At 29.4% G+C, this 22,478-nt stretch carries 19 protein-coding genes; all 19 read right to left on the reverse strand.

Annotated features, from left to right (window positions below):
- Positions 1-75: 75 nt before the first annotated feature.
- Positions 76-1,320, reverse strand: coding sequence for an O-antigen ligase family protein (locus tag KPL54_RS18525; RefSeq protein WP_216107970.1), 1,245 nt, complete (start codon positions 1,318-1,320; stop codon positions 76-78).
- Between the two features lie 106 nt (positions 1,321-1,426).
- Positions 1,427-2,644 (reverse strand): glycosyltransferase family 4 protein, encoded by a 1,218-nt coding sequence (locus KPL54_RS18530; RefSeq protein ID WP_216107971.1) that lies wholly within the window; start codon positions 2,642-2,644, stop codon positions 1,427-1,429.
- A gap of 12 nt (positions 2,645-2,656) precedes the next feature.
- Positions 2,657-3,709, reverse strand: a complete 1,053-nt coding sequence (wecB, locus tag KPL54_RS18535) for a non-hydrolyzing UDP-N-acetylglucosamine 2-epimerase (RefSeq protein ID WP_216107972.1) — start codon at positions 3,707-3,709, stop codon at positions 2,657-2,659.
- A 71-nt stretch (positions 3,710-3,780) separates the two neighbouring features.
- Positions 3,781-5,115: a glycosyltransferase gene (locus KPL54_RS18540; RefSeq protein ID WP_216107973.1), complete on the reverse strand. Its 1,335-nt coding sequence runs from the start codon at positions 5,113-5,115 to the stop codon at positions 3,781-3,783.
- A 27-nt stretch (positions 5,116-5,142) separates the two neighbouring features.
- Entirely contained in the window at positions 5,143-6,618 is a 1,476-nt protein-coding gene (locus tag KPL54_RS18545) for an O-antigen ligase family protein (RefSeq protein ID WP_216107974.1), read from the reverse strand.
- 10 nt (positions 6,619-6,628) lie between these two features.
- Positions 6,629-8,062: a polysaccharide deacetylase family protein gene (locus KPL54_RS18550; RefSeq protein ID WP_216107975.1), complete on the reverse strand. Its 1,434-nt coding sequence runs from the start codon at positions 8,060-8,062 to the stop codon at positions 6,629-6,631.
- A gap of 99 nt (positions 8,063-8,161) precedes the next feature.
- On the reverse strand, positions 8,162-9,241 hold the full coding sequence (locus KPL54_RS18555) for a glycosyltransferase (RefSeq protein ID WP_216107976.1): 1,080 nt from the start codon (positions 9,239-9,241) through the stop codon (positions 8,162-8,164).
- A 58-nt stretch (positions 9,242-9,299) separates the two neighbouring features.
- Positions 9,300-11,060 carry a hypothetical protein gene (locus tag KPL54_RS18560; protein ID WP_216107977.1) on the reverse strand — a complete coding sequence of 587 codons (1,761 nt, stop codon included), beginning with the start codon at positions 11,058-11,060 and terminating at the stop codon, positions 9,300-9,302.
- Between the two features lie 24 nt (positions 11,061-11,084).
- Complete coding sequence (locus KPL54_RS18565) at positions 11,085-12,500, reverse strand: lipopolysaccharide biosynthesis protein (RefSeq protein WP_216107978.1); 1,416 nt, start codon at positions 12,498-12,500, stop codon at positions 11,085-11,087.
- Positions 12,501-12,607: 107 nt separating this feature from the next.
- The gene (locus tag KPL54_RS18570) at positions 12,608-13,711 is read right to left on the reverse strand and encodes a LegC family aminotransferase (RefSeq protein WP_216107979.1); all 1,104 of its coding nucleotides are present in this window, start codon (positions 13,709-13,711) and stop codon (positions 12,608-12,610) included.
- Between the two features lie 35 nt (positions 13,712-13,746).
- Positions 13,747-14,739 carry an NAD-dependent 4,6-dehydratase LegB gene (locus KPL54_RS18575; protein ID WP_216107980.1) on the reverse strand — a complete coding sequence of 331 codons (993 nt, stop codon included), beginning with the start codon at positions 14,737-14,739 and terminating at the stop codon, positions 13,747-13,749.
- A gap of 16 nt (positions 14,740-14,755) precedes the next feature.
- The gene (locus KPL54_RS18580) at positions 14,756-15,811 is read right to left on the reverse strand and encodes a nucleotidyltransferase family protein (RefSeq protein ID WP_216107981.1); all 1,056 of its coding nucleotides are present in this window, start codon (positions 15,809-15,811) and stop codon (positions 14,756-14,758) included.
- 4 nt (positions 15,812-15,815) lie between these two features.
- Positions 15,816-16,457, reverse strand: a complete 642-nt coding sequence (locus KPL54_RS18585) for an acetyltransferase (RefSeq protein WP_216107982.1) — start codon at positions 16,455-16,457, stop codon at positions 15,816-15,818.
- Positions 16,458-16,612: 155 nt separating this feature from the next.
- On the reverse strand, positions 16,613-17,761 hold the full coding sequence (neuC, locus tag KPL54_RS18590) for a UDP-N-acetylglucosamine 2-epimerase (protein WP_216107983.1): 1,149 nt from the start codon (positions 17,759-17,761) through the stop codon (positions 16,613-16,615).
- A gap of 82 nt (positions 17,762-17,843) precedes the next feature.
- The gene (gene neuB / locus KPL54_RS18595; protein WP_216107984.1) at positions 17,844-18,887 is read right to left on the reverse strand and encodes an N-acetylneuraminate synthase; all 1,044 of its coding nucleotides are present in this window, start codon (positions 18,885-18,887) and stop codon (positions 17,844-17,846) included.
- Positions 18,880-19,584, reverse strand: coding sequence for an acylneuraminate cytidylyltransferase family protein (locus tag KPL54_RS18600; protein ID WP_216107985.1), 705 nt, complete (start codon positions 19,582-19,584; stop codon positions 18,880-18,882). The genes neuB and KPL54_RS18600 overlap by 8 nt, the downstream gene beginning before the upstream one ends.
- A gap of 2 nt (positions 19,585-19,586) precedes the next feature.
- On the reverse strand, positions 19,587-20,579 hold the full coding sequence (locus KPL54_RS18605; RefSeq protein ID WP_216107986.1) for a GNAT family N-acetyltransferase: 993 nt from the start codon (positions 20,577-20,579) through the stop codon (positions 19,587-19,589).
- 11 nt (positions 20,580-20,590) lie between these two features.
- Positions 20,591-21,337, reverse strand: coding sequence for an acyltransferase (locus KPL54_RS18610; RefSeq protein WP_375373003.1), 747 nt, complete (start codon positions 21,335-21,337; stop codon positions 20,591-20,593).
- 28 nt (positions 21,338-21,365) lie between these two features.
- On the reverse strand, positions 21,366-22,454 hold the full coding sequence (locus tag KPL54_RS18615; RefSeq protein WP_216107988.1) for a Gfo/Idh/MocA family protein: 1,089 nt from the start codon (positions 22,452-22,454) through the stop codon (positions 21,366-21,368).
- Positions 22,455-22,478 lie beyond the last annotated feature (24 nt).

Below are 22,478 nucleotides of genomic sequence, written 5' to 3' on the forward strand. Positions count from 1 at the left end.
TTCACCTTATACCCCTACCTTCTCATGAATATTTAAATACTTTTCATTTATAATTTTCTTAATAATTCGTATATTTTAATTAATTTCTGATGAATTTAATAAACTTTCAGCTGTAGCTATTAAAAACCAAAAATATGTTGTAGCCATAGGTACAAAAAATAAATTATCAACTATATTCATAAAATAAAACGCAATCATTGATGCAAATGCTCCCATATAAAAGGCTTTTATAAATTTATCATTTGTTATAGTAAATAGTTTCTTCACTCTAATAAGCGATGTCACTAAAACTGCTAAAAAAGACACTATTCCTACTATCCCCAATTCACTTTCAACTTTCAAATAAGAATTATGAGCAGGATATCTTTTGTAAGCATTATAACTTAAACCCTTATATTTACTAACATATTCATTATATCTACTTATATAATTACCATTACCAACTCCGAGAATCGGATGATCTTTAATCATCATTAGTGCCGTTTTCCACAATTTAATTCTAGATTCATTTTGCGCTGTATTTTGTAAATCTCTTACTCTGTCAAGAACCGATGGCATAAATAAAGTTAAAATTCCTATACCACCAAAAGCTATAATTAATTTATAACTGTAAATTATACATAATACTACTGCACCTATACAAACTCCTACTTGTGCACTCCTAGAATAAGTCATTATTATATTTACAAATAATAAAATAGATATTATCCCATACATGCTCTTAATCTTTTTGTTTTTCTCATAAATAGTAAGCATTACTACTGGAAATATAATTAAAATAAGAAAGGCAGCGTAGGCATTAGGATTAAACATTGTCGTAGCAATTCTAACCACTCTGTATCCTGGATACTGTTCTACAAACTTTTTATCTAATCCTATTATTGTGAAATGTTGGATTATACCAAAAATGCTCAAAAGCCCTGCTGTGAATATATAACATTTCAATAAATTCTTCACTAATTTTTTAGTATTAAATTCATACTTAATTACAAAAAATATAAATACATAAGTTAAAAACCTTGCGCTTTCTTTTAATGCTAATGGTTTTTCTAATGCATAGGAAGTTGATAATAACATTATTCCAAGTAATATTATTATGCAAATGCTTAAAGTACTACTAAATAAATCTCTAATACCATAAAGGAACCTTTCACGTGTAGTCTTCTCAATAATTAACTTTATCAAATATACAAATACGACTATACCTAATAAGATATCTGACACAGGTATTCCTTTAAAATTTGTTCCTTCCTGAATCAAAGGCATTATTACTATATACACACACATTAAAAAATATAAAATACTATACTTGTTTTTCATTATTTACACCTCTTTATACAATAATAATATCATTTTTACATAATCAGTCCCTCACTTTCAAAGACGCTTCAATTTGTAAGTGAGGGACTGCAACTTATTATGATTTTTATAAATTCACCAATATTTTTTCAAGTTTTCTTGTTATATTTTCTCTAGCATAATTTTCCATAACATAAGCTCTGCCATTTTCACCCAATTCATTTCTAAGTTCTATATCATTATATAACTTTAACACTGCTTCTGCAATTTCTTTTGAATTTTCAGGTTCCACAACTATTCCTGCATTTGCATTATTTATTAGCTTTGCAGCTTCTCCCTGTACAGGAAGAATAATTGGTATCTCTGAGGCCAATGTTTCAAACATTTTTGAAGGTAGTGCACCTTTAAACAGCTCTAATTTCTTTAAAGGAATTATTGCGGCGTCCATAGATGATACTATTTTAGGCATATTAGTTTTTGGCTGAAGAGGTAAAAATGTAACATTTGTTAATTCTTTTTCTTTAACCAAATTTATAAGATCCTGTTTTTCTGGACCATCACCAACAAAAATAAATTGAATGTTTTCTTCATCTTTTACTATCTCCGCTGCATTTATTATAACTTCAAGTCCTTGTGCAATACCATGAATACCAGCATAACATAATGCAAACTTATTTTCTATTCCAATTTCACGTCTAAAGTCTTCATCCCTATTTTCTTTCTTAAATAACTCTGTATCCACTCCATTAGTTAAAAGGTGTATTTTATTTTTATCGAAGCCTCTATTAACTATGTCATCAACTATTCCTTGTGTTTGACATGTAACAGCTGCAGCCCTTCTATAACAGAATTCTTCTAGCCATACAGACATTTTTATGAACAATTTATTATGAAGCACACCTAATTTTATAGCTGATTCTGGCCATAAATCAGATATGTTAAAAATAAATTTAGCTCCTTTAAGCTTAGCTAATACGAACCCTGAAAATCCAAGGAACAATGGTGGAGACTCTGTTATTATTACATCCTGTTTATCTATATGTTTAGCGCCACTAAGTACTGATGAAAAAGTAAAAGATAGATAATTCCTTAATCTTTTAGTAAACTGCTTGGATTTCGTAGCATAAATACTAGTTCTAACTATCTTTATACCCTCTATTTCTTCGATAACAACTCCACGATCTTTGTACTCATCAAAGATTTCTCCCCTAGGGTAGTTAGGTAAAGCTGTTAATATTGTAACTTCATGACCAAATTCTTTTAATTTCTTAGCAAACTCAAAAATTCTATTTTGAGGTGCCCCAACTTCTGGAGGACAATATTGTGTTAAAAATAAAATACGCATTTTCCACCTCTATTATTTGTTTATGATTTCTAAAATTTTCTCTGCAGCGTGACCATCACCAAAAATATTTTGTTGAACTTTATTTGGTTTAAAATTGATTATACCATCTAATATTTTCGCCTTATTAGTTCCAACAACAATATTCCAGCCATTTTCTACTGTTTCTACCCATTCGGTTTCATCTCTCATAGTAATGCAAGGCTTATTCATGAAGAAAGCTTCCTTCTGAACTCCACCACTATCTGTAATAATCTTTCTACAGTTCATTTCTAAACTTATCATCTCTAAGTACCCAACTGGATCTATTATCTTTATATTTTTGTTAAATGATAAATTATAATCGTCCATATACTTTTTAGTCCTTGGATGTAATGGCAATATTACTTGCTGACCACTTTCATTTAATGCTTCAATTATATTTCTTAACCTATTTATATCATTGGTATTTTCTGCTCTATGAATAGTCGCTAATATAAATTCTTCCTGCTTTAAGTTCAGCTCTTTCATAATCTTTGATTTTTCTTTTGAAAGTTTTGAAAAATTAAGCGTTGCATCATACATTACATCTCCTACATTATAAACACCACTCGTAACTCCTTCGTTACTAAGGTTTTTAATAGCTGAAGCCGTAGGTACAAATAAATATTTTGATATATGGTCAGTTAAAATTCTATTTTGCTCTTCTGGCATAGTCATATTAAAGCTTCTAAGTCCAGCTTCTATATGAGCTACTGGAATAAGTAATTTACTTGCACAAAGTGCACCAGCTAAAGTTGAATTCGTATCCCCATAAACCAAAACCATATCTGGTTTTTCCTTTTCATAAAGTTCTTCAAGTTCTATTAACATATTTCCTGTTTGCTTGCCATGTCCACCTGAACCTACTCCTAAATTATAATCAGGTTTAGGTATATTAAGTTCCTCAAAAAAGATTTTCGACATATTTTCATCATAATGTTGGCCTGTATGCACTAAAATTTCCTCATGCTCTTTTCTGATAACATTAGATACTGCAGCTGCTTTTATAAACTGTGGTCTTGCTCCTACTACTGTTAATATTTTCATATATACTCCTACCATTCACCAAAGTTTTTCTTTGATAAAATTAGGATTTACACTTCCTTCCACAACATTTTCTATAAACTTTCAATAATATTAATTAAATCGCGAGTTAAATTTTCCCTACTGTACTCACTAACTTTTTCCCAATTAACATCTGTTTTTTTCTGCATACCCTTCCAAATACTATAAGATTTGTATATAGCTACTTCAATTTCATCCACTTTTTCAGGATGACAACAAAAACCTGTATTTGTACTTAGTATTAAACCTCTAGCAACCCCTGGAGGCACAATACCTACGATATCGCGTCCACTCCTTATGTATTCAAAAAGCTTACCTGTATATATTCCATCGCTACCCTCGCCAGCTTCAATAATTAAAAGTGTTGCAGTAGACTCTTCTAATTTCTTTAAACTTTCTTTATGTGGCAGATATGATATAAATTCAATAATATTATCATATTTAGCAATAAAAAATCGTATATCCTCTTGGGCATCTTTTCCTATTTGTCCAACAAATCTAATTGTAAGTTCATCCTGCTTTATCTTTTTTTCCATTATCAACTTATCTATAGCTATCAAGAAATTCTTAGGTGATCTCTTACCATATAAAGTACCATTATGAGTTATAATATATTTTTTTGCCACCAAATTCATGTTAAAATCAGCAAAATCTTCTTCGTCATATCCATTAGTAATAACCTTAAATTTATCTACTGACTCATCTTTATATCTATAAGCAAACTCATCTATTATAGGTTTACTTACAGATATTACACAATCAGCCTTTTCTATTACCATTTTCTCCATCTTTTCATTTTTTATTTTAGCATATGTCGAATAATTTACAAATGGATTAGCTACCCACTGATCACGAAAATCTGCAATCCATGGTAGATTAGATTTTTGTTTCAATTCATATGCAATTAAATGTCCAGTATATGGTGCTGATGTAGAATATATTATATCAATTTTCTCATCCTTAATTATTTTAAGACCTACCTTGACCGCATCTTTTTTCCAGGATATTTTATCATCAGGTATATACATATTTCTGTACATATTTAATAAATGTTTTTTTACTTTTCTCTTAATTCTAGATTTCAATGTAGTCTCAGGCGCTTTTTTTGTAATATTTTCTTTATTATCTATTTTAACATCAGTTACTTTTCTATTGAGAATAGAATTAACAATAAATTTTTCTTTTTGAATAGCCCTAAATACTTTTATTCCATCAGTTGCTTCAAGTTTTAAAGATTCATCTTTTATAGTTCCCTTTTCATTATTTACAGTAAGTACAAATACATTATAGCCAAATTTCTTTAGAAACTTAGCAAATTTTAATGTTCTCTGAACTCCTGCACCACCAAGTGGCGGATAAAAATAAGCAACAATTAGTATATTTTTCATTACAAACCCCTCACACTATTCTAAATCTTAATTGGTAGATTTTCCTTCTGGATATATCATTAATATCATCACCACAGTAAAAACAAAAGCAGGTGCTACACTTAGTGGATTTGCCGAGGCCATAAAAGATTGCCCTGTAATATTTCCATAGCTCAACAGACAAATAACACCAATAATTCCAGGCCATTTAAACTCCTTAAAATCTTTTTTCCTATTTTTAATAATGTCCAATACAGATTTTAATAAAGCGCCTATCCATGCTACCATAAATGCAAATGAAAATATAATCCCAAATTCTGTAACTAAATCAAGTACAATATTATGAGCATCTATATACATTTTTTTAGGATTACCACCATATTCTAAGTAATAATATTTGAAATGCCCTGGTCCCACACCAAAATACGCATGATCTTTAATCATTCCAAGAGCTAACGCCCATATAGGTCTTCTATTTTTAGCCTCATCTATCAATCTATTCCATATTTTAGCATTGCTCGTAACAAGGCTTGCTGGACTGGTTATTTTAATACCATCTGCAATGCCCTCCACATCCCATCTATGCATAACATTATAAGTCATACAAGAAAATACAACAATAGAGATTAATATATACTTTTTCCAATTCTTTTTATCAATGACAATAGAAACAAAAAAGCATATTGCTAGTGTAAAAAGAATACCTCTTGATTTCTGACCACAAAAATTGATTATTTGAATTAATAATAATAATTGATATATTTTATTATATTTCCCAGACAATTCTTTATTTAAAGCATAAAGTAATATAAATGGCATTATCATTATTGTATATCCAAGCATAAAATTACTACCAAGTACTCCATAAAGATGCTGATTCACATGTCTAAAAATTAGATTATATATTGTAACTATTATATCTGGAATTGATGATAATGTAACTCCTATACATAAATAAAGCAATATATCCTTAAAAAAGTCTTTATTGTTTTTCTTATAACATAACATTCCAATGCTATATACCATCATTGAGACTATGCTAAGTATCACGAGTTTAAATGCTTCTAAAACATGAATGCTTCCCACCGAAGATATTACTGCGAGTATTAACAAGATAACGTATAATATGCTTATTTTTCTATATTTAGTTGTAAGTCTCGAAAGATCAAATTCACCATTTTTATATTCACGAATCATAGTGATTAAATATATAGCAAAGTAAGCTATATATAAGACTTGACCTATTTCATCCATATGCAACCTATGCATAATATAAAACACCATAGGTATTATGGGCATTGATATAGCGTAAATTTTACTTGCTGTAATAAAGTCTTTAAACATTAATATCAAACTACAAATTACAAATAACGTTACAAATATGCTACAGAGAAACATAAGCACATTTGATGTACCAATTTTTATAAATAGTCCTATTTCTATAATCATATATAATCCTAAAATTATATAAATATATTTTTTCATATAGTTATAATAATCCTTAAGGTCTCCTGTAAATTTCATTTTCATCCTCCTAAATAGTTTTCTCGTATTTTGAAATTATATCTCCTCCACTAGTAACATCGCAATTGCAAGTTTTAATATAATCATAAAACCACTGAAATATATCTCTAGAATGAATATTATATTCATTTGAAATTGCAGAATTATGCCACAATAAAACAAAAACACCCTTATGAATCTCAACTTTTTGAATCAATTCCTTAATATACTTTACGGATCCCGTAAAATCCAACTTCATGTATTGCATTAAAGAGCCATCCATAACTATTAATGGGATTTCCCATACCTCAACAATTCTATCGTTTTTTAAATCATATGGTTTATAAGGTAAACAATATCCCCCCTTAAAACCAGCACGCTCCGGGAAACATAACGTAGTGTCATAATTAATTCCATGCTTCTCTTGAATTGACCAAGTTTTTTGAGCATTAAAACTTAAATAGTGCTGCCTAACCCCAACCTTCTCTAACCCAATAAAGTTTTTTTTAAATATCATAAATTCTTTATTAAATAAGTTTTCATTATCAGATGTACCAAGCCCTGGATGAAATCCAATTTCATTTCTTCCATAAGATATTTGTTTTAAGATTTTTTTCACTTTTTTATTAGTTGGGCTATAGCCCTTACCATCTGCCATAAAATAGAAGCTTGAATTATATCCCTTGCTTTTTTCCATAGTTAAAATCATATTAAAAGTATCACAAGGGTCCTTCTCTATTTTACATAACTCTGTAGCTATGTATCCTTTGATTCGGCTTAAAACTTCTATTGGTTTTCTATCTATCAGTAAAATACTTAGTTGAAGCCTTACCTCCCGCAGAAAAGTCAAGTATTTACTAACCACATCTACATCATGTGACAATAATACTTGAAAGTTTTTCTCACCCCATAAATTCTTTTTTTTAATATCAAAATTATATTTAAGATTTATTGTATCTACAAACCATTGAATGCTCTCATTTACAACAGGCCTATTGAGTAAATCATGTATATACAATGTACTTTTCTCTATATTAAACCTACCATACATATCATATTCATTTATGACGTATTCCTCATAACAAGTCAAAAAGAAAAAGCTAGCTTGAATAATGTCTATATTAACAATAAATTTATTTTCCACACTTTTCATAAAATAGTCTTCGTCACTATTCATAAAAAAAACAGGTAATCCTTCATAGCTTTGTATATCAGTTGGAATTGATTTTAAAGTTAGGTATTCCTTTGAAAATAAAGGACCTTCTAATAATATCATATTTGCACAAATGTCGTTCCTAATATTTCCATAAGATATTACTAAATCAAAAATTTGGTTCAGACAATTAAAATCATTAGCACTAACTATTAAGACATCTACTTCATAATCCTGAAATATAGTATTAACTGTATATTCTATTTGATTTTTAAATGCCTCATTAAAATATATAAATGCTATATGTTTCATATAACGTCACCACTACCCCAATTCACACTATTAATTGTATTATTCCTTCTATTTTTTATTTTTAATAACAAAGTTGTTTCAAACTATAACATAATATCACTATTTATCAATATTGACCAGTTTTTTATATAAATTGTCCATGATTTTTGCATTGTTAATCCAACTATACTTCTCAAGAACTAACTTTCTTGCATTTTTTGAGAATTCCATCATTTGTACTTCATTTTCAATAATTTTAATGATTTTTAATTTTATATCTTCACTACTTTTTTGCTTTATTATAAAACCATTATAATTATCAAAAATTATCTCTTTTAATCCACCTACGTTAGTAGCAAGTATTGGCCTTTCACATGCACACGCCTCAACAGCTGAAACCCCAAAGCTCTCACTTAACGAAGGTAGACATACGATGTCCATCATATTTATATATTCAGGTACTTTATCATTATCTATTTTTCCTGTAAAAGTAACATTAGAATTAATACCTAGTTCATTTACTAATGATTCGAGTTTAATTTTTTGGGTACCATCGCCAACAATTAAAAGCTTTAATTCTTTGCTCCCTTGGTATTCACGTATAACCTTTGAAAAGCCCTCAATAAGATACTCTATTCCATATATTTTTTCTAATCCCTTAATAACCCCTATTGTAATATTACTCCTACTTAATACAGGTGTGTAACATTTGAATTTGTCTATATCTACACCAAATGGAGTTATTATAATGTCTTTGTTATAATATTTTCTTGTTTCCTCAGCCATATTATAGCTTGTAGAACAGACTTTGTCTGATCCTTTCAATATATACTTAAGTAACAATTCTTTAGCAATGTTCCCTTTAGGAAACTCATATACATCACTACCCCATACAGAAATTATAAAAGGGTGAAAATTGCACATTCTCCCATAAAGTCCGTAACTAGTGGCATAATGACTATGCAATATGTCCGGATTGATCTCTTTCACTAATTTTTTAATATCTTTAATTAGTAAAAAGTAACTTAATTTATTTTTAGATATACTTCTCAGTACATGCACATATACATTACTTTCATAAATATAATCTGTTTTTCTCATAGAAATTATATGAATCTCATTATAAATACTAGAGAAATATTGAGCCCATTTTCTGGTATGTATACTTTGTGCATCTGCTAAGAAACAAATTTTTACCATCGATTTCCTCCTATTCTTTTATACTATTTAAGCATAAACAAGAGTCTTAGAAAATTAATTATAAATCACCATTTTTAACTGTCCCTTTAAAACTCTTATATGGATTTTCTATAATACTTATTATTCTATCTGTTACTTTTCCATCTAACTTATAAAAATTTTCAGTAATATACTTTTTCATGTTATTGTTTAAAGTAATATTTTCTAAATTTATTTTTACCATATATTCCAAAAGTTCATTTTCATCCTTAACACCAAATGAGACTCCATCTTTAACAAACCCACCAGCATCGTTATATTTAGGAAGGATTATACAAATAGATGGTTTATTCATAAGAGCAGCTTCTACAACTACGGTTGAATGTACACTTATTATGAGATCACTCCATTTAATTAATTCATACAAATCTCCATCTTTCATTATTTCACAGTTTTTTATATGAAATTTTTCCACCATAGCTTCATAAAATTCGAAGTTTAAATCTGCAGGGTGAAGTTTTATAATTAATTTATAGTCTTCCTTCATTAAACTTAGTGCCTTAAATAACATTATAGTAGCAGGTTCAAGTAAATCCCTAAAGTATTGAGTTGCATAAACTATTTTTAGCATTCCACTTCTTTTAATGGTTTTTAAATATCCATTTTGAACTAAGGTGTCTGTTCTTACTTGTCCAACAACACTAACATTTTCTTTATTATACACGTTTGTATGAGATATTAATAAGTTTTTATAGTTTTCTCCCCAGACGAATGTATGTTTAGGAACTAACACCTCTTTATACTTTGAATTAATTATATAAGTAGATGATGTTTCATTTATTATTCCATGTTGTACAGCATAAGTATCTATTTTAAACCTATTGCCTGCCGCTATAAAACATCGTCCTCTATCTCCCTCTCCAACTACTAAACATTTCTTAATCTTTAATTTGTCAATAAATTTTTCTGCTACTAGAAGCTCATATAAATATGAATAATAGTTTTGTCTTAAATTCTTCATTACGTAATTAAGCATAACATTTTTAAGATTTAGTTCATTGAAATGAAAATCTAATTTATTAATATAAATTAAATTATCAACTATTAAGCTAATATTTATATATTTTTTAGATTTAAGTCTTTTGTAAAAAATAAATAATTCGAATGGCACAAAATTTTCATGATAATTTAGGGTCTTATCTATAATATATTTATTATTTAACTGTTGAAAATTTATAACATTATAATTTTCTTTTAATTTATCTATAACTTGTCCTAATTGAGTATCGTAATAACCATTTTTATTACCTTTAACAGGATTTAAATCTGAAGCATGCGAAATAACTAGGAATGGTTGTTTACATTGCTTTTTATTAAGGAGTGAATTATTTAATAAAAATTTAGAATAGCTCCCTATGCCTCTTATAAATCTTCTAAATAACTTGACTTTGCTTACTTGACGAATGTTTTTTTTGCTATATATTTTATTACATTTAATATTAAAAACATCATCACAAACCTTTTCCATAATGTCATCATCTGTCTCTACTTCTAAATCTTCATTAATTTTATTCTTTGTATTCATTATAACCATAATACAAAAGATCAAACCATTCAATTTTCTGTATATTGTAGGTCTATCGAACACATATAAGGGTACGTTATCATATAAATATAATTCTTCAAGTTTTAACCCATTAACTTTTTGATTTTCTAAGTAGCTTAAATATTTGAAGGCTTCATCTTCTATGTTTATATTCCCTATATATTCAAATAAACCTATAACCTTACCATTAATTATTAATTCTTTTTTTTGTGCTGTATAGATTAATTTAACCATTAAATTCCATCCTACTCTTTTGATTTATTTTTGCATTAATCTTTTACTAATCTTTTTAATCTGATAACCTAATATAACTAATATTGTTATCAAAATTCCATATCTTAAAATCAAATTGTTTTTCACTATATAAAACATAACACTACTTAATACTATTGATGTAATACCATATGCAAAAGGTTTAAAAGTATATATTCTTACATCAAATATGCGTATGGATATAATATAATGATATAAAAACAATATAACATATGCTATTATTGTTGTCCAAGTAGCCGCAACTGCACCATACCTTGGTATCATGATGTAATTTAAAACAACATTTGCTAAAGCTGCAATAAGTGTTCCAAGGGAAAGTAATTTTGTATTTTTAGTATAAAACTCCAGATTAACTGGTATGCTGTATAAAAATTGAAAATAATATCCAACCATTATTAATGGTACATAATTTAATCCACCATAAAAATCTGATGATCCCATTAGTTTCCCTATTTCAGGTGATATAAATATTAACACAAATCCCATAACAGAAAATAATGCAATATAATATTTAATTTTAAGTCTTATATCATCATAATTTTTTTCTTTCATATTTTCATAAAACCAAGGTACCCAAGCTTTGTTACAAGCTAGCCACACAAAGTACATTATCATTCCTATCTTATATGCAAAACTGTATATTCCGGCAGCACTTGACCCTAACATACTGTTTATCATTACTGTATCCACTGACTGCAATATTACACCTGATAACAGATGTACAATTGCCGGTATCGATAATATTAAAGCATACTTCCAGTATTTAAAATTAATTAGTTTTTTTCCTTTTCTCATTGCAATTATATATAAAACTGTTCCATAAAGTATAGCAACAATAAGTAAAGAACCAATCCTACCATAATATTTATCTGTTTTTAAATTATATATAAGAATTATAGCCAAAATTGTATTTAAAATAGCACCACTTATTGATATTAGTAGATATTTTTTATACTTATATTCAGCATTTAATTTTGCATTAGAAAAATCCACAATAAATCCAAAAAAACTTTGAATGATAAGACACATAACTAATATAGAATTCAAATTAATAATAGAACCTATTTGCTTTTTAAATATAAATACAATTATAAACCAGAAAATAGCAAACAAGGTAGCCAAAAAAAGTATCGACGAGGCAAACTCATCATATCTTTCTTTAAAATCCACTTTTGCATTATTAACTGTAGCAAGGAGTCCTAATGTAATTAAAGTAGTAAAAACGGAAAGCCATGTAGTATATACATTAACTATTCCAAAGTCAGCAGTCCCAAGCATACGCGTAAAAATAAACATAGTTATAAATGAAATACCTTGAACAAAAAAGGTTCCTATAGTAAACCAAATTCCGCTTTTTACTAATCTACTTTGGTATAGTTTTTTTAAAAAATCAATGTTCATATCTGTCTCCTATCTACCTTAACCATCACCTTCGGTGCTGTTAATCATCACCTCTGGTGCTGTTAATCATCATCTTTTGCGACATTAAAAAGCAAGAAATAACAAAGTTATTTCTTGGAGTTTTTTATTAGTTCACATACCGCTTTTATGTCCTCTTTTTTAAGTCCTACAGAACTTGGAAGATTTATTCCTCGTGCATATAACTCATTCGTAACAGCTAAATCCCCGTGTTTACTTCCCTTATATGGAGGCATATCATGGATAGGCATAAAGAAAGGTCTCGCCTCTATTTTCTCTGCATTTAATTTTTGTATAAGTTCATCACGAGTTATACCATATTCATCTTCAACTAGGATTGAATATAACCAATAACAGTTTTCTACATTTTCTCTTTCAGCAGGCAATGTAATTCCTTTAATTTCACCTAGAAGCTGGTTATAATAAGTTGCATTTTCTCTTTTAGTTTTTAAATACTCTTTAACATTTTCAAGTTGAGCTACTCCAAATGCAGCTAAAAGATTTGGCATTCTCATATTGTATCCTATTTCTGAATGGTAAAACGCTTTATTATCAGTAACCACTTTTGTTTGAGTAGATAAAAATTTTGCTCTTTCGCCATATTCTAAATTGTTAGTTACAAGCATTCCACCTGCTCCAGTAGTTATAAGCTTATTACCATTAAAACTAAAACAACCTATGTCACCTATAGTTCCTGCCATTTTTCCGTTGCAAGTAGAACCTAGCGATTCTGTTGCATCTTCTATAACAAATAAATTATGTTTTTTCGCTATTTGCATTACTTTAACCATGTCTACAGGATGACCATAAATATGTACTGGCATTATAGCTTTTGTTTTAGACGTTATCAATTCTTCTATTTTATCAGCATCCATAACAAATGTGTCACGACATACATCTACAAAAACAGGCTCTGCACCTACATATTTTATAGTATTAACTGGAGATATAAATGTAAGTGATGGGACTATAACCTCGTCTCCATCTCCTATTCCAAGTGTTAATAATGCTAATTGAAGCGCAGCCGTACCATTCATTGTAACTACAGCACTTTTACTCTCTACATATTCACTAAATTTTTTTTCAAATAAATTAACATAACTTCCTACTGAAGATACCCAATTAGTATCTATACATTCTTTAACATATTTGAGTTCATTGCCTCTAATCTCTGGTATACATAAAGGTATCATTATAAAAGCCTCCTATTTTTCAAATTATTCTTTTACTAAACGTTGTATATGTCTGTTTTAAAATACTGCATATTGTTTTTTATCCACTCTATTGTTGCGCAAAGACCCTCGTCTATATTGTAATTAGGCTTCCAGCCTGTTAATTCTTTAATTTTAGTGTTATCAGCCCATAGTCTATTAACTTCACTGTTTGTAGGCCTTAATCTCTCATCATCGCAAATAATTTTTACATCTTTACCTATTATCTTTATTATTTTTTTAACTGTTTCTCCTATAGTTATTTCATAGTTTGAACCAGCATTTATAACTTCACCAATAGTCTTTTCACTTTCTGCTATTTTTATGAAAGCCTCAGCAGTGTCTTTAACAAAGTTAAAATCTCTAGTTGGCGTTAAACTTCCAAGTTTTATTTCCGTTTTTCCTGCGAGTATCTGTGATATTATTGTTGGAATTACAGCCCTTGCAGATTGTCTTGGTCCATAAGTATTAAATGGCCTTATAGTTGCTATAGGCATATTAAAACTTTTATAGTAACTTTCTGCCATTTTGTCTGCTCCTATTTTTGATGCTGAATATGGAGATTGACCTTGCATTGGATGTTTCTCATCAATTGGGACATAAAGGGCTGTACCATAAGTTTCAGACGTGGATGTATGTACAATTTTTTCTACGTCGTATTCCCTGCATGCTTCTAAGACATTAGTAGTACCTTCAACATTTGTTCTTACATAAGCCATAGGTGATAAATAAGAATACGGGATTGCAATAAGTGCAGCAAGATGAAATACTACTTCTTGACCTTTTATAATTCTTTTCATTCCATCGTATTCCCTTATATCGCCAGTAACAACTTTTATATTGTCTTTAATCTTCTTATCAAAAGTATCAATCCATCCCCAGTTATTGAATGAGTTATATTGAGCGAGTGCCGTAACATCTGCTCCAAGTTCCACTAATCTTTCCGTTAAATGACTTCCTATAAAACCTTCTGCGCCAGTAATTAAAACTTTTTTCCCTTGCCAATTCATTTAATCTACCCCTTTTTTATAGTTTAAAAAATTTGTGAATATCCGTGTTGGCTTTTCTATAGTCTTCTATTTGTCCTATGTCCTTCCAATACTCAGTTATCTCGTATATACCTGACTTATATTTATTATTAATTGCATCTTCTATTAAGTCTGTCATATTATAAACTTCATTCTTGTGTATATATTTTATAATTTCTGGATTTACTACATATACACCACCATTAATATTAAATTTGTATGTGGGTTTTTCTTCCAAAGACTCTATAAGCATATTATCAGTAACTAGTACTCCATAAGGAATATTAACTTCATAATTTCTAACACCTACAGTTATATTAAACTCGTTTTTAATATGATGATTTAAAAATTTTTCGAAATCTATACCTGTTAGTATATCCCCATTTATAACTATGAATGGTTTAATAAACTTTTCTTTAACTAACGCTATTGATCCTGCTGTACCTAATTTTTTAGTTTCTCTAATATATTCTATGTTTACTCCAAACTTTTTCCCATCTTCGAAGTAGTCCTTTATTATTTCTCCTTTATAATTAAGAGATATCATAAAGTTATTAAACCCATATTCTTTGAATTGTTCTATTATAAGTTCTAGTATTGGTTTGTCACCAATTAATAGCATGGGTTTTGGTACTGTCTCAGTTAATGGTCTTAACCTAGTTCCCAAACCTCCAGCTAGAATAAAAACATAATTGTCCTTTTTATCATAAGATAATATATCATCAAGAAAATATAAATCAATTAATTTTTTATCTTTATCAATTACAGGAACCTGTCTTATATTATTGCTTAACATATACTCTTTTGCTTTCTTTTTACTATGCTCTTCTGTAACAAATTTAAAATTTTTGAAATATGTATTCTCTATATTATCATTTATACTTAAACCCTTAATCATAGCACGTCTTATATCTCCATCTGTAATAGTTCCCACTAATTCATTATTTTCATTTACAACTAGCGCTCCACCAGTTAAATTTTTATCTATAACTTTCATAGTTTCTTTTATTGTAGAACTAGCTCCTATACAATAATTTTCAATTGGAAATTTCACAATATCACCTGCGCTTTATAATTTTTGATGGAACTCCTACAGCAACTACATTATCTTCTACATTATTAATAACCACAGCTCCTGCTCCTATAATTACATTGTTTCCTATATGTAAGGTTTGAATTATACAACTCCCCATCCCTACATGTGTATCATGCCCTACTTTCACCCCACCAGCTATACATGCTTTAGGAGAAATATGGGTGTTCCTTTGTATTTTACACTCATGTTCAATTACTACACCAGTGTTTATTATACAATTTTCTTCTATGGAAACACCTGGATTAATTATGGCCCCTGGCATTACACAAGTTCCAGCAGCAATGCTCGCATAAGATGAAACTATTGCATCTTTATGTATAAGTACAGGTATATTAAAGCCTATATCTTTTAATTTATTATATATTTTATCACGAAGCTTAATATTTTGAAGTGCACCAATACATACAAAAGCATTTTTTACACCATCATTATATAATTTTTTCAAAATACTATCATCACCTATTATAGGTATATCTAATACTAATTTTTGACCTCTAAAAGTAGTATCTGTTACGCCTATAATATCATATTTACCAACACTTTTTATAATATCTATAATTACCTTGCAGTGTCCACCTGCACCTACAAGTACGATTTTCTCCATAATTTCACCTCAACTTTAATTTCTAAGTTAATTCATCTCCTGGGTCGCTGTATTAACGACTTCAGAAGGAGATTTATACTCCCACTAAAATTTTCTATTTGTTCGAGTATATATCTCCACTCATAGAAGTAGGAAACTTTCCTTCTGAAATGTCGTTAATAAGTAATTCTCTTTTGTATAAGTTCCCTATCTAATTTTACCTCACTTATAATTTGTGCTATTTTTCCGCTAGCATTGCCATCACCATATGGATTTGTACAATTTTCTAATTGTTTCTTAAAACCTTCATCATATATCGCTTCTTTAATACCTCTTATAACAGATTCTTTTCCATAAGAAACATCTATTATATTACTAGCTCTTAATCTTCCATCTTGCCTTGAACCTATATTTACTACAGGTAACTTGAAACTAGGTGCTTCAATTATACCTGAAGATGAATTTCCTATCATTACCTCTGCTATCTCTAAAAAGCTAAGGTATTCTACTTGACTTAAATTTCTAAATACTTTTAAAAATGGATATTTAGCTCTGTATTCTTCAATTACCTTTATAATTTCACGTCCTCCATTATCACTGTTAGGGTATGAAACTATAGTTTGATAACCGAGCTCTACAACTGCATCAAGCGTTTCTCGTATTTGACATTCTACCATGTCACGCTCTGTAGTTACTGGATGCTGCGTTAATAAAAATATCTTATCATCTTTTAATTCAAACTTCTTTAGCATTTCACTTCTTGAAATATATTGTGTTTTTTTAATATAATCAAGGCCTGGTGCTCCTACTACATAAATATTCTTTTCTTTCTCGCCTAATTTAATTATTCTTTGCTTACTATCCTCATTAGCAGGAAAATGTATATGTGAAAGTTTAGTTATAGCGTGTCTTACAGACTCATCTACAGTTCCAGTTACTTCTCCCCCATGAATATGAGCCACAGGTATATTCATATGGATAGCTGCCGTTGCTGCAGCAAGCATTTCTCCCCTATCACCTAGTATTAATAAAAGATCTGGTTTTATGCGATCAAAACTTTGAGCCATGCTTATAATTGAAAGTCCTATTGATTTAGCCATAGAAGCACCAGTATCCGACGCTAATATAGTTTCAAATTTATCCGCTATATCAAAACCATCTTTTTCGATTTCATTTACAGTCATCCCATATTCAGGACATAAATGCATTCCACATACAATAAGCTTAAGGTCTAAATCTTCATGTTTTTCAATTTCCTTAAGAACATAATAAAATATTCCATAATCGGCTCTCGTACCTGTTATAACTGCTATTTTCCTTTTCATGTTTCTCCTCCTTGCAGGACTCTTATGGAATAACAATTATTAATTGTTATTCTATATAAACGTAAAACTAATTAGCTACTTTTCATTCTATAATATTTAAAGTTATTTGTTCATCCATTTCTATATCTCTATTAGTTTTTTTCCCAACAAGATCTACATAAAATTTAGGTAAAAGTCCAGTGCCTGGTCTTTTGTAATCTAAGTCCATTAAGGTTATAAGCTGCCCTTTTTTTATATATCTAGATGCAACAATACTTTTTCTTGCAGCCTTAATTGTATCTACTTCACTTGGGTTATACCTTTTAATGCCATTTCCAAGTGCCATTTCCACATCCCTAATTGCTTGAACCATATCTTTTAGTTCCGTAGGGTTTAATGAAGCTTTGTGGTCTGGTCCCTTCATATTTTTATCTATTGTAAAATGCTTCTCGATTATATTAGCTCCCATAGCCACTGCAGCTATTGGTACTGTAATCCCTTTCGTATGATCAGAATATCCGCCTACAACTTTAAAAGCATTCTTTATAGTATTCATAGCATTCAAGTTAACACTTTGTAATTTAGCTGGATAATTTGAAGTACAATGGAGTACAGCAACCTCACTATTTCCTAAACAATAAATTGCATTTAATGCTTCTTCAATTTCTGAAAGATTTGCCATTCCAGAAGATAATATTATAGGTTTATTAAATTTTGCTATATGTTCTAAAAGAGGAATATTAGTTAAATCTCCTGAACTAATTTTAAAAGCCAACATTCCTATAGATTCTAAAAAATCTGCACTTTCAAAATCAAAAGGAGTAGATAAAAACATAATCTCCTTATATTTACAATATTCTTGAATTTTTATAAAACTTTCTTGTGATAGTTCTAGTTGCTTTAACATGTTAAACTGTGAGGAAGTATGCCCAATATTACTTTTTTGATAATCAGCCATATCCGCATATCCAGTAACTAACTTTTCTGTTTTAAATGTCTGAAATTTTATTGCATCAACACCTGAAATTACAGCTTTATCTACCAGTTGTTTTGCTATATCTATGTCTCCATTATGATTAACCCCAGCCTCTGCTATAATAAACGTTCTGTTTTCATCACCTATAACTTTATTTTCTATCTTAAACATCTATGCTCTCCTTTATTATAAGTTCTACAAGTCTTGCATCGAGCATTGTATCAATATCTATAGAGCTTTCCTTGTCCATTACATAAGGAACTGTATTTTCATCAACAAACTTTCTTTTATTTATTAACATACCATTCGAATTTATATATAGAGCACCATTAAATTTATAAAAAGTAGGTAAATCCTGACGCCTTAGATTTGTTCCCTCAAAACTAATAACTTCTTTTAATTTTTCATTTTCTATTCTTCTCATAAGTACAGGATTTTCATCTGCTTCACATACGCTTACAAGTGATGTGCTATTTGACTCAATAAGCTTCTCTATAGCATTATCCAGATGCTCAAATGTCCTTAGAGGTGACGTAGGTTGTAATAATATCACATAATCATAACTTACATCATTCTTTTTATAAAAATTTATAGCATGCATTACTACATCTATAGATTTTGAAGTGTCATTTGATAATTCCTCTGGTCTTAAGAAAGGCACCTTAGCTCCATACTGCTCTGCTATCACCTTAATTACATCACTATCTGTTGATACTATTATTTCATCTATATATTTAGATTTTTTTCCTGCGTCAATTGTATAAGCTATAAGTGGTTTACCACATATAGACATAATATTTTTATTGGGTATACTCTTAGAACCACCTCTTGCTGGAATAATGGCTAGAAATTTTTTGTTCTTATACATAATTATCCCCTTCCAAGTATGATTTTTCCGTATTTTCTTATATCTTCTTTCAAATTTAGAATAATTGAATTATTTTTACTTATCCTGAAATATTGCTTTTGCAAAGCGCCAAAAGATCTAAACATACTTTCTATTTGAGGAGCTACTGAACCTTCAAAATCAAATTTATCAGTAAATTCTGCTGAATATTTTATAGCTTCAAAAATATTTAAATACATAGCTCCACTGCTTCTGAATTTGGGATCAGCACCACCTAATAAGTAATATGCAGAGTTTCTATCATATACAAGATATAATGCTGCATGAAGATTGTTTTGTTCATCCACTGTAAAAAGCATCTTTCTTGATTTATTTTTATTTATTATTTTATCAAAGCTACTAAACCAATTAAAATCGAAAGGTACAGGCATATTTTGCCTTTCATAAGTCTTTTTCAGCATACTATACATATCTGTAAGGTTCAAACTATCAATAACCTTTAAATTAAGACCCATAGATTTCGTAATAACAGACTTCGTGCTATCTGCAAACGCCCCCCGAACTTTTTCAATATCTTGAATACCTTCTATTACATAGGTATATCTAGTTTGCTCTTTATACCCTTTCCACATAAAAGGCATCCAATTAGTAAAATTATAGTGAAATGCACAATCAAAAAACTTTAATTTAGGAATATTATTTACAAATTCCATAGTTATATCTTTTTCTTTTGTAATTTTTTTCACATATTTCATTTGAGAGAAGTCATTAAAAAGTATACCGAGTGTTTGAGTAAGCTTTGGCATTGATACATGTCCCTTATTAGTTTCAGTTATAGGCATACCTGCTACTAACCTATTCCCCTTATCAAAACACCCTAATATTTTATAATATGATCCTACTGCATCAAGCCAAAATGTTTTAGCAAATATGCTACCTTGCGGTGATTTATCTACAAACTCATTCCACAATTCATATTCATTTTTTTCTAGATTTCTAAAATTATAATTTCCCATTATTACTTCCTTTATTGATTCTTGAGCAATTGATTTTCTGGCACGTCACGCATTACCTTAGCTGGATTACCCACTACAATAACACCTTCTTCAACATTTTTTGTAACTACACTACCTGCTGCTACAAAACCATCTTCATGTATAGTAATACCTGGTAAAATAACAGCTCCTGCTCCTATTCTTCCACCATTTTTAATAGTTACACCTTTAAATTTACCAAATCTTTCTTTAGAACGTGCTGCATAATTATCATTAGATGTTGTAACGCAAGGTGCAATAAATACATAATCTCCAACTAATGAATATGCTGTTATATATACATTAGTTTGTATTTTGCAATTAGATCCAATCTTGCAGAAATTTTCAATAGTAGTTCCACGACCAATAATAGTCTTTGAACCCACTATTACATTTTCTCTTATTACAGCAGTATCGGCAATTAGTGTTTTAGTTCCAATTTCGCATCCACAATAAATTATTACACCTGCCCCTATAAGGCATCCTTCATTAATTTTAGCTGGCAGCAATTTTTCTTCACTTTTAAATATGCTGTTTACAGATCTCATAGGTTGCTTGCCTATTACTGTATTATCATCTATTCTAACATTATCTCCAATAATAGTTCCCTCATGGATAACTACATTACTTCCTATAACACAATTGTCACCTATTACTACCTCATTATCTATTACTACAAAATGTCCCATTGTTATATTTTTGCCCAATTTACTTTTATCTGAAACATACTTCATGAAAATAACCCCTTTTCATATAATATCTTTAAAACTATTTTTTCATTTGCATTGTTGAGAATTCTCCCATTGGAAATTTAACTGGAAGTCCTGTTAGTCTTGATTTATAAGCTGCAAGTATTATAGACATACCTTTTTTTCCTTCTACTCCATTTATGAGTGGTTGTCTATTTGTATTTATAGCATCTATCATATCTTTAAACAATGGTGTATGTCCAAAACCATATACTGAATCTGGGTCTCCCTTTTGCTGTTTTAATATTTCTTCCTCAGTATCCTTATTATCAGCAAATCTCCAAGTCTCTATTGCGTTAACTGCAATACCGCCAATAGCTACTGTGCCATTTTCACCAAATATGCTTAATGTTTCTTCTAAATTTTTAGGATATACACAAGCTGAACCTTCAACTACACCTATAGCTCCATTTTTAAATCTAATAATTATTGCTCCAAAATCTTCAGCTTCTATATCTCTTAAAAATGTTCCACACTGTGCATAAACAGTATCTATATCTCCACCCATCATCCATTGTAATAAATCAATATTATGAATACATTGGTTCATTAAAGTACCACCATCAAGTTCCCAAGTTCCTCTCCATGGTGCTTGAGTGTAATATCCCATATTCCTATTCCAAAGGATTCTTGCTGTTCCATTAACTAATTTCCCAAATCTATTCTCCTCAACTGCAGCCCTTAGCTTTTGTATTGGCTCATTAAATCTGTTTTGATGACTAACACAAAGCTTAACATTATTTTTATTTGCGCATTCAATCATTCTGTCAGCATCTTGAGTAGATAAAGCCATTGGTTTTTCTACAAGTACATGTTTCCCTTTATTCATACAATATATAGCTATTTCTGGATGATATCCACTTTCAGTAGCAATTGAAACCATATCAATATCCACTTTTTCAAGCATTTCTTTGTAATCCTTATAAACTTTAACATCTACATTGTTACCTATTTTTTTTATATATTCATCTTTTTTAGCAATAGCATTAGCTTCTACCACGTCACAAACCGCTACAAGTTCAATTTCATTCTTATTTTGAATTATGGCCTCTACATGTTTATATGATATTCTTCCGCATCCTATTATTGCCATACGTATTTTTTTCATTTAAAATCCTCCTTGTAATATCCC

The sequence above is a fragment of the Clostridium estertheticum genome (assembly GCF_018861295.1).
Lineage (GTDB): Bacteria > Bacillota > Clostridia > Clostridiales > Clostridiaceae > Clostridium_AD > Clostridium_AD estertheticum_D.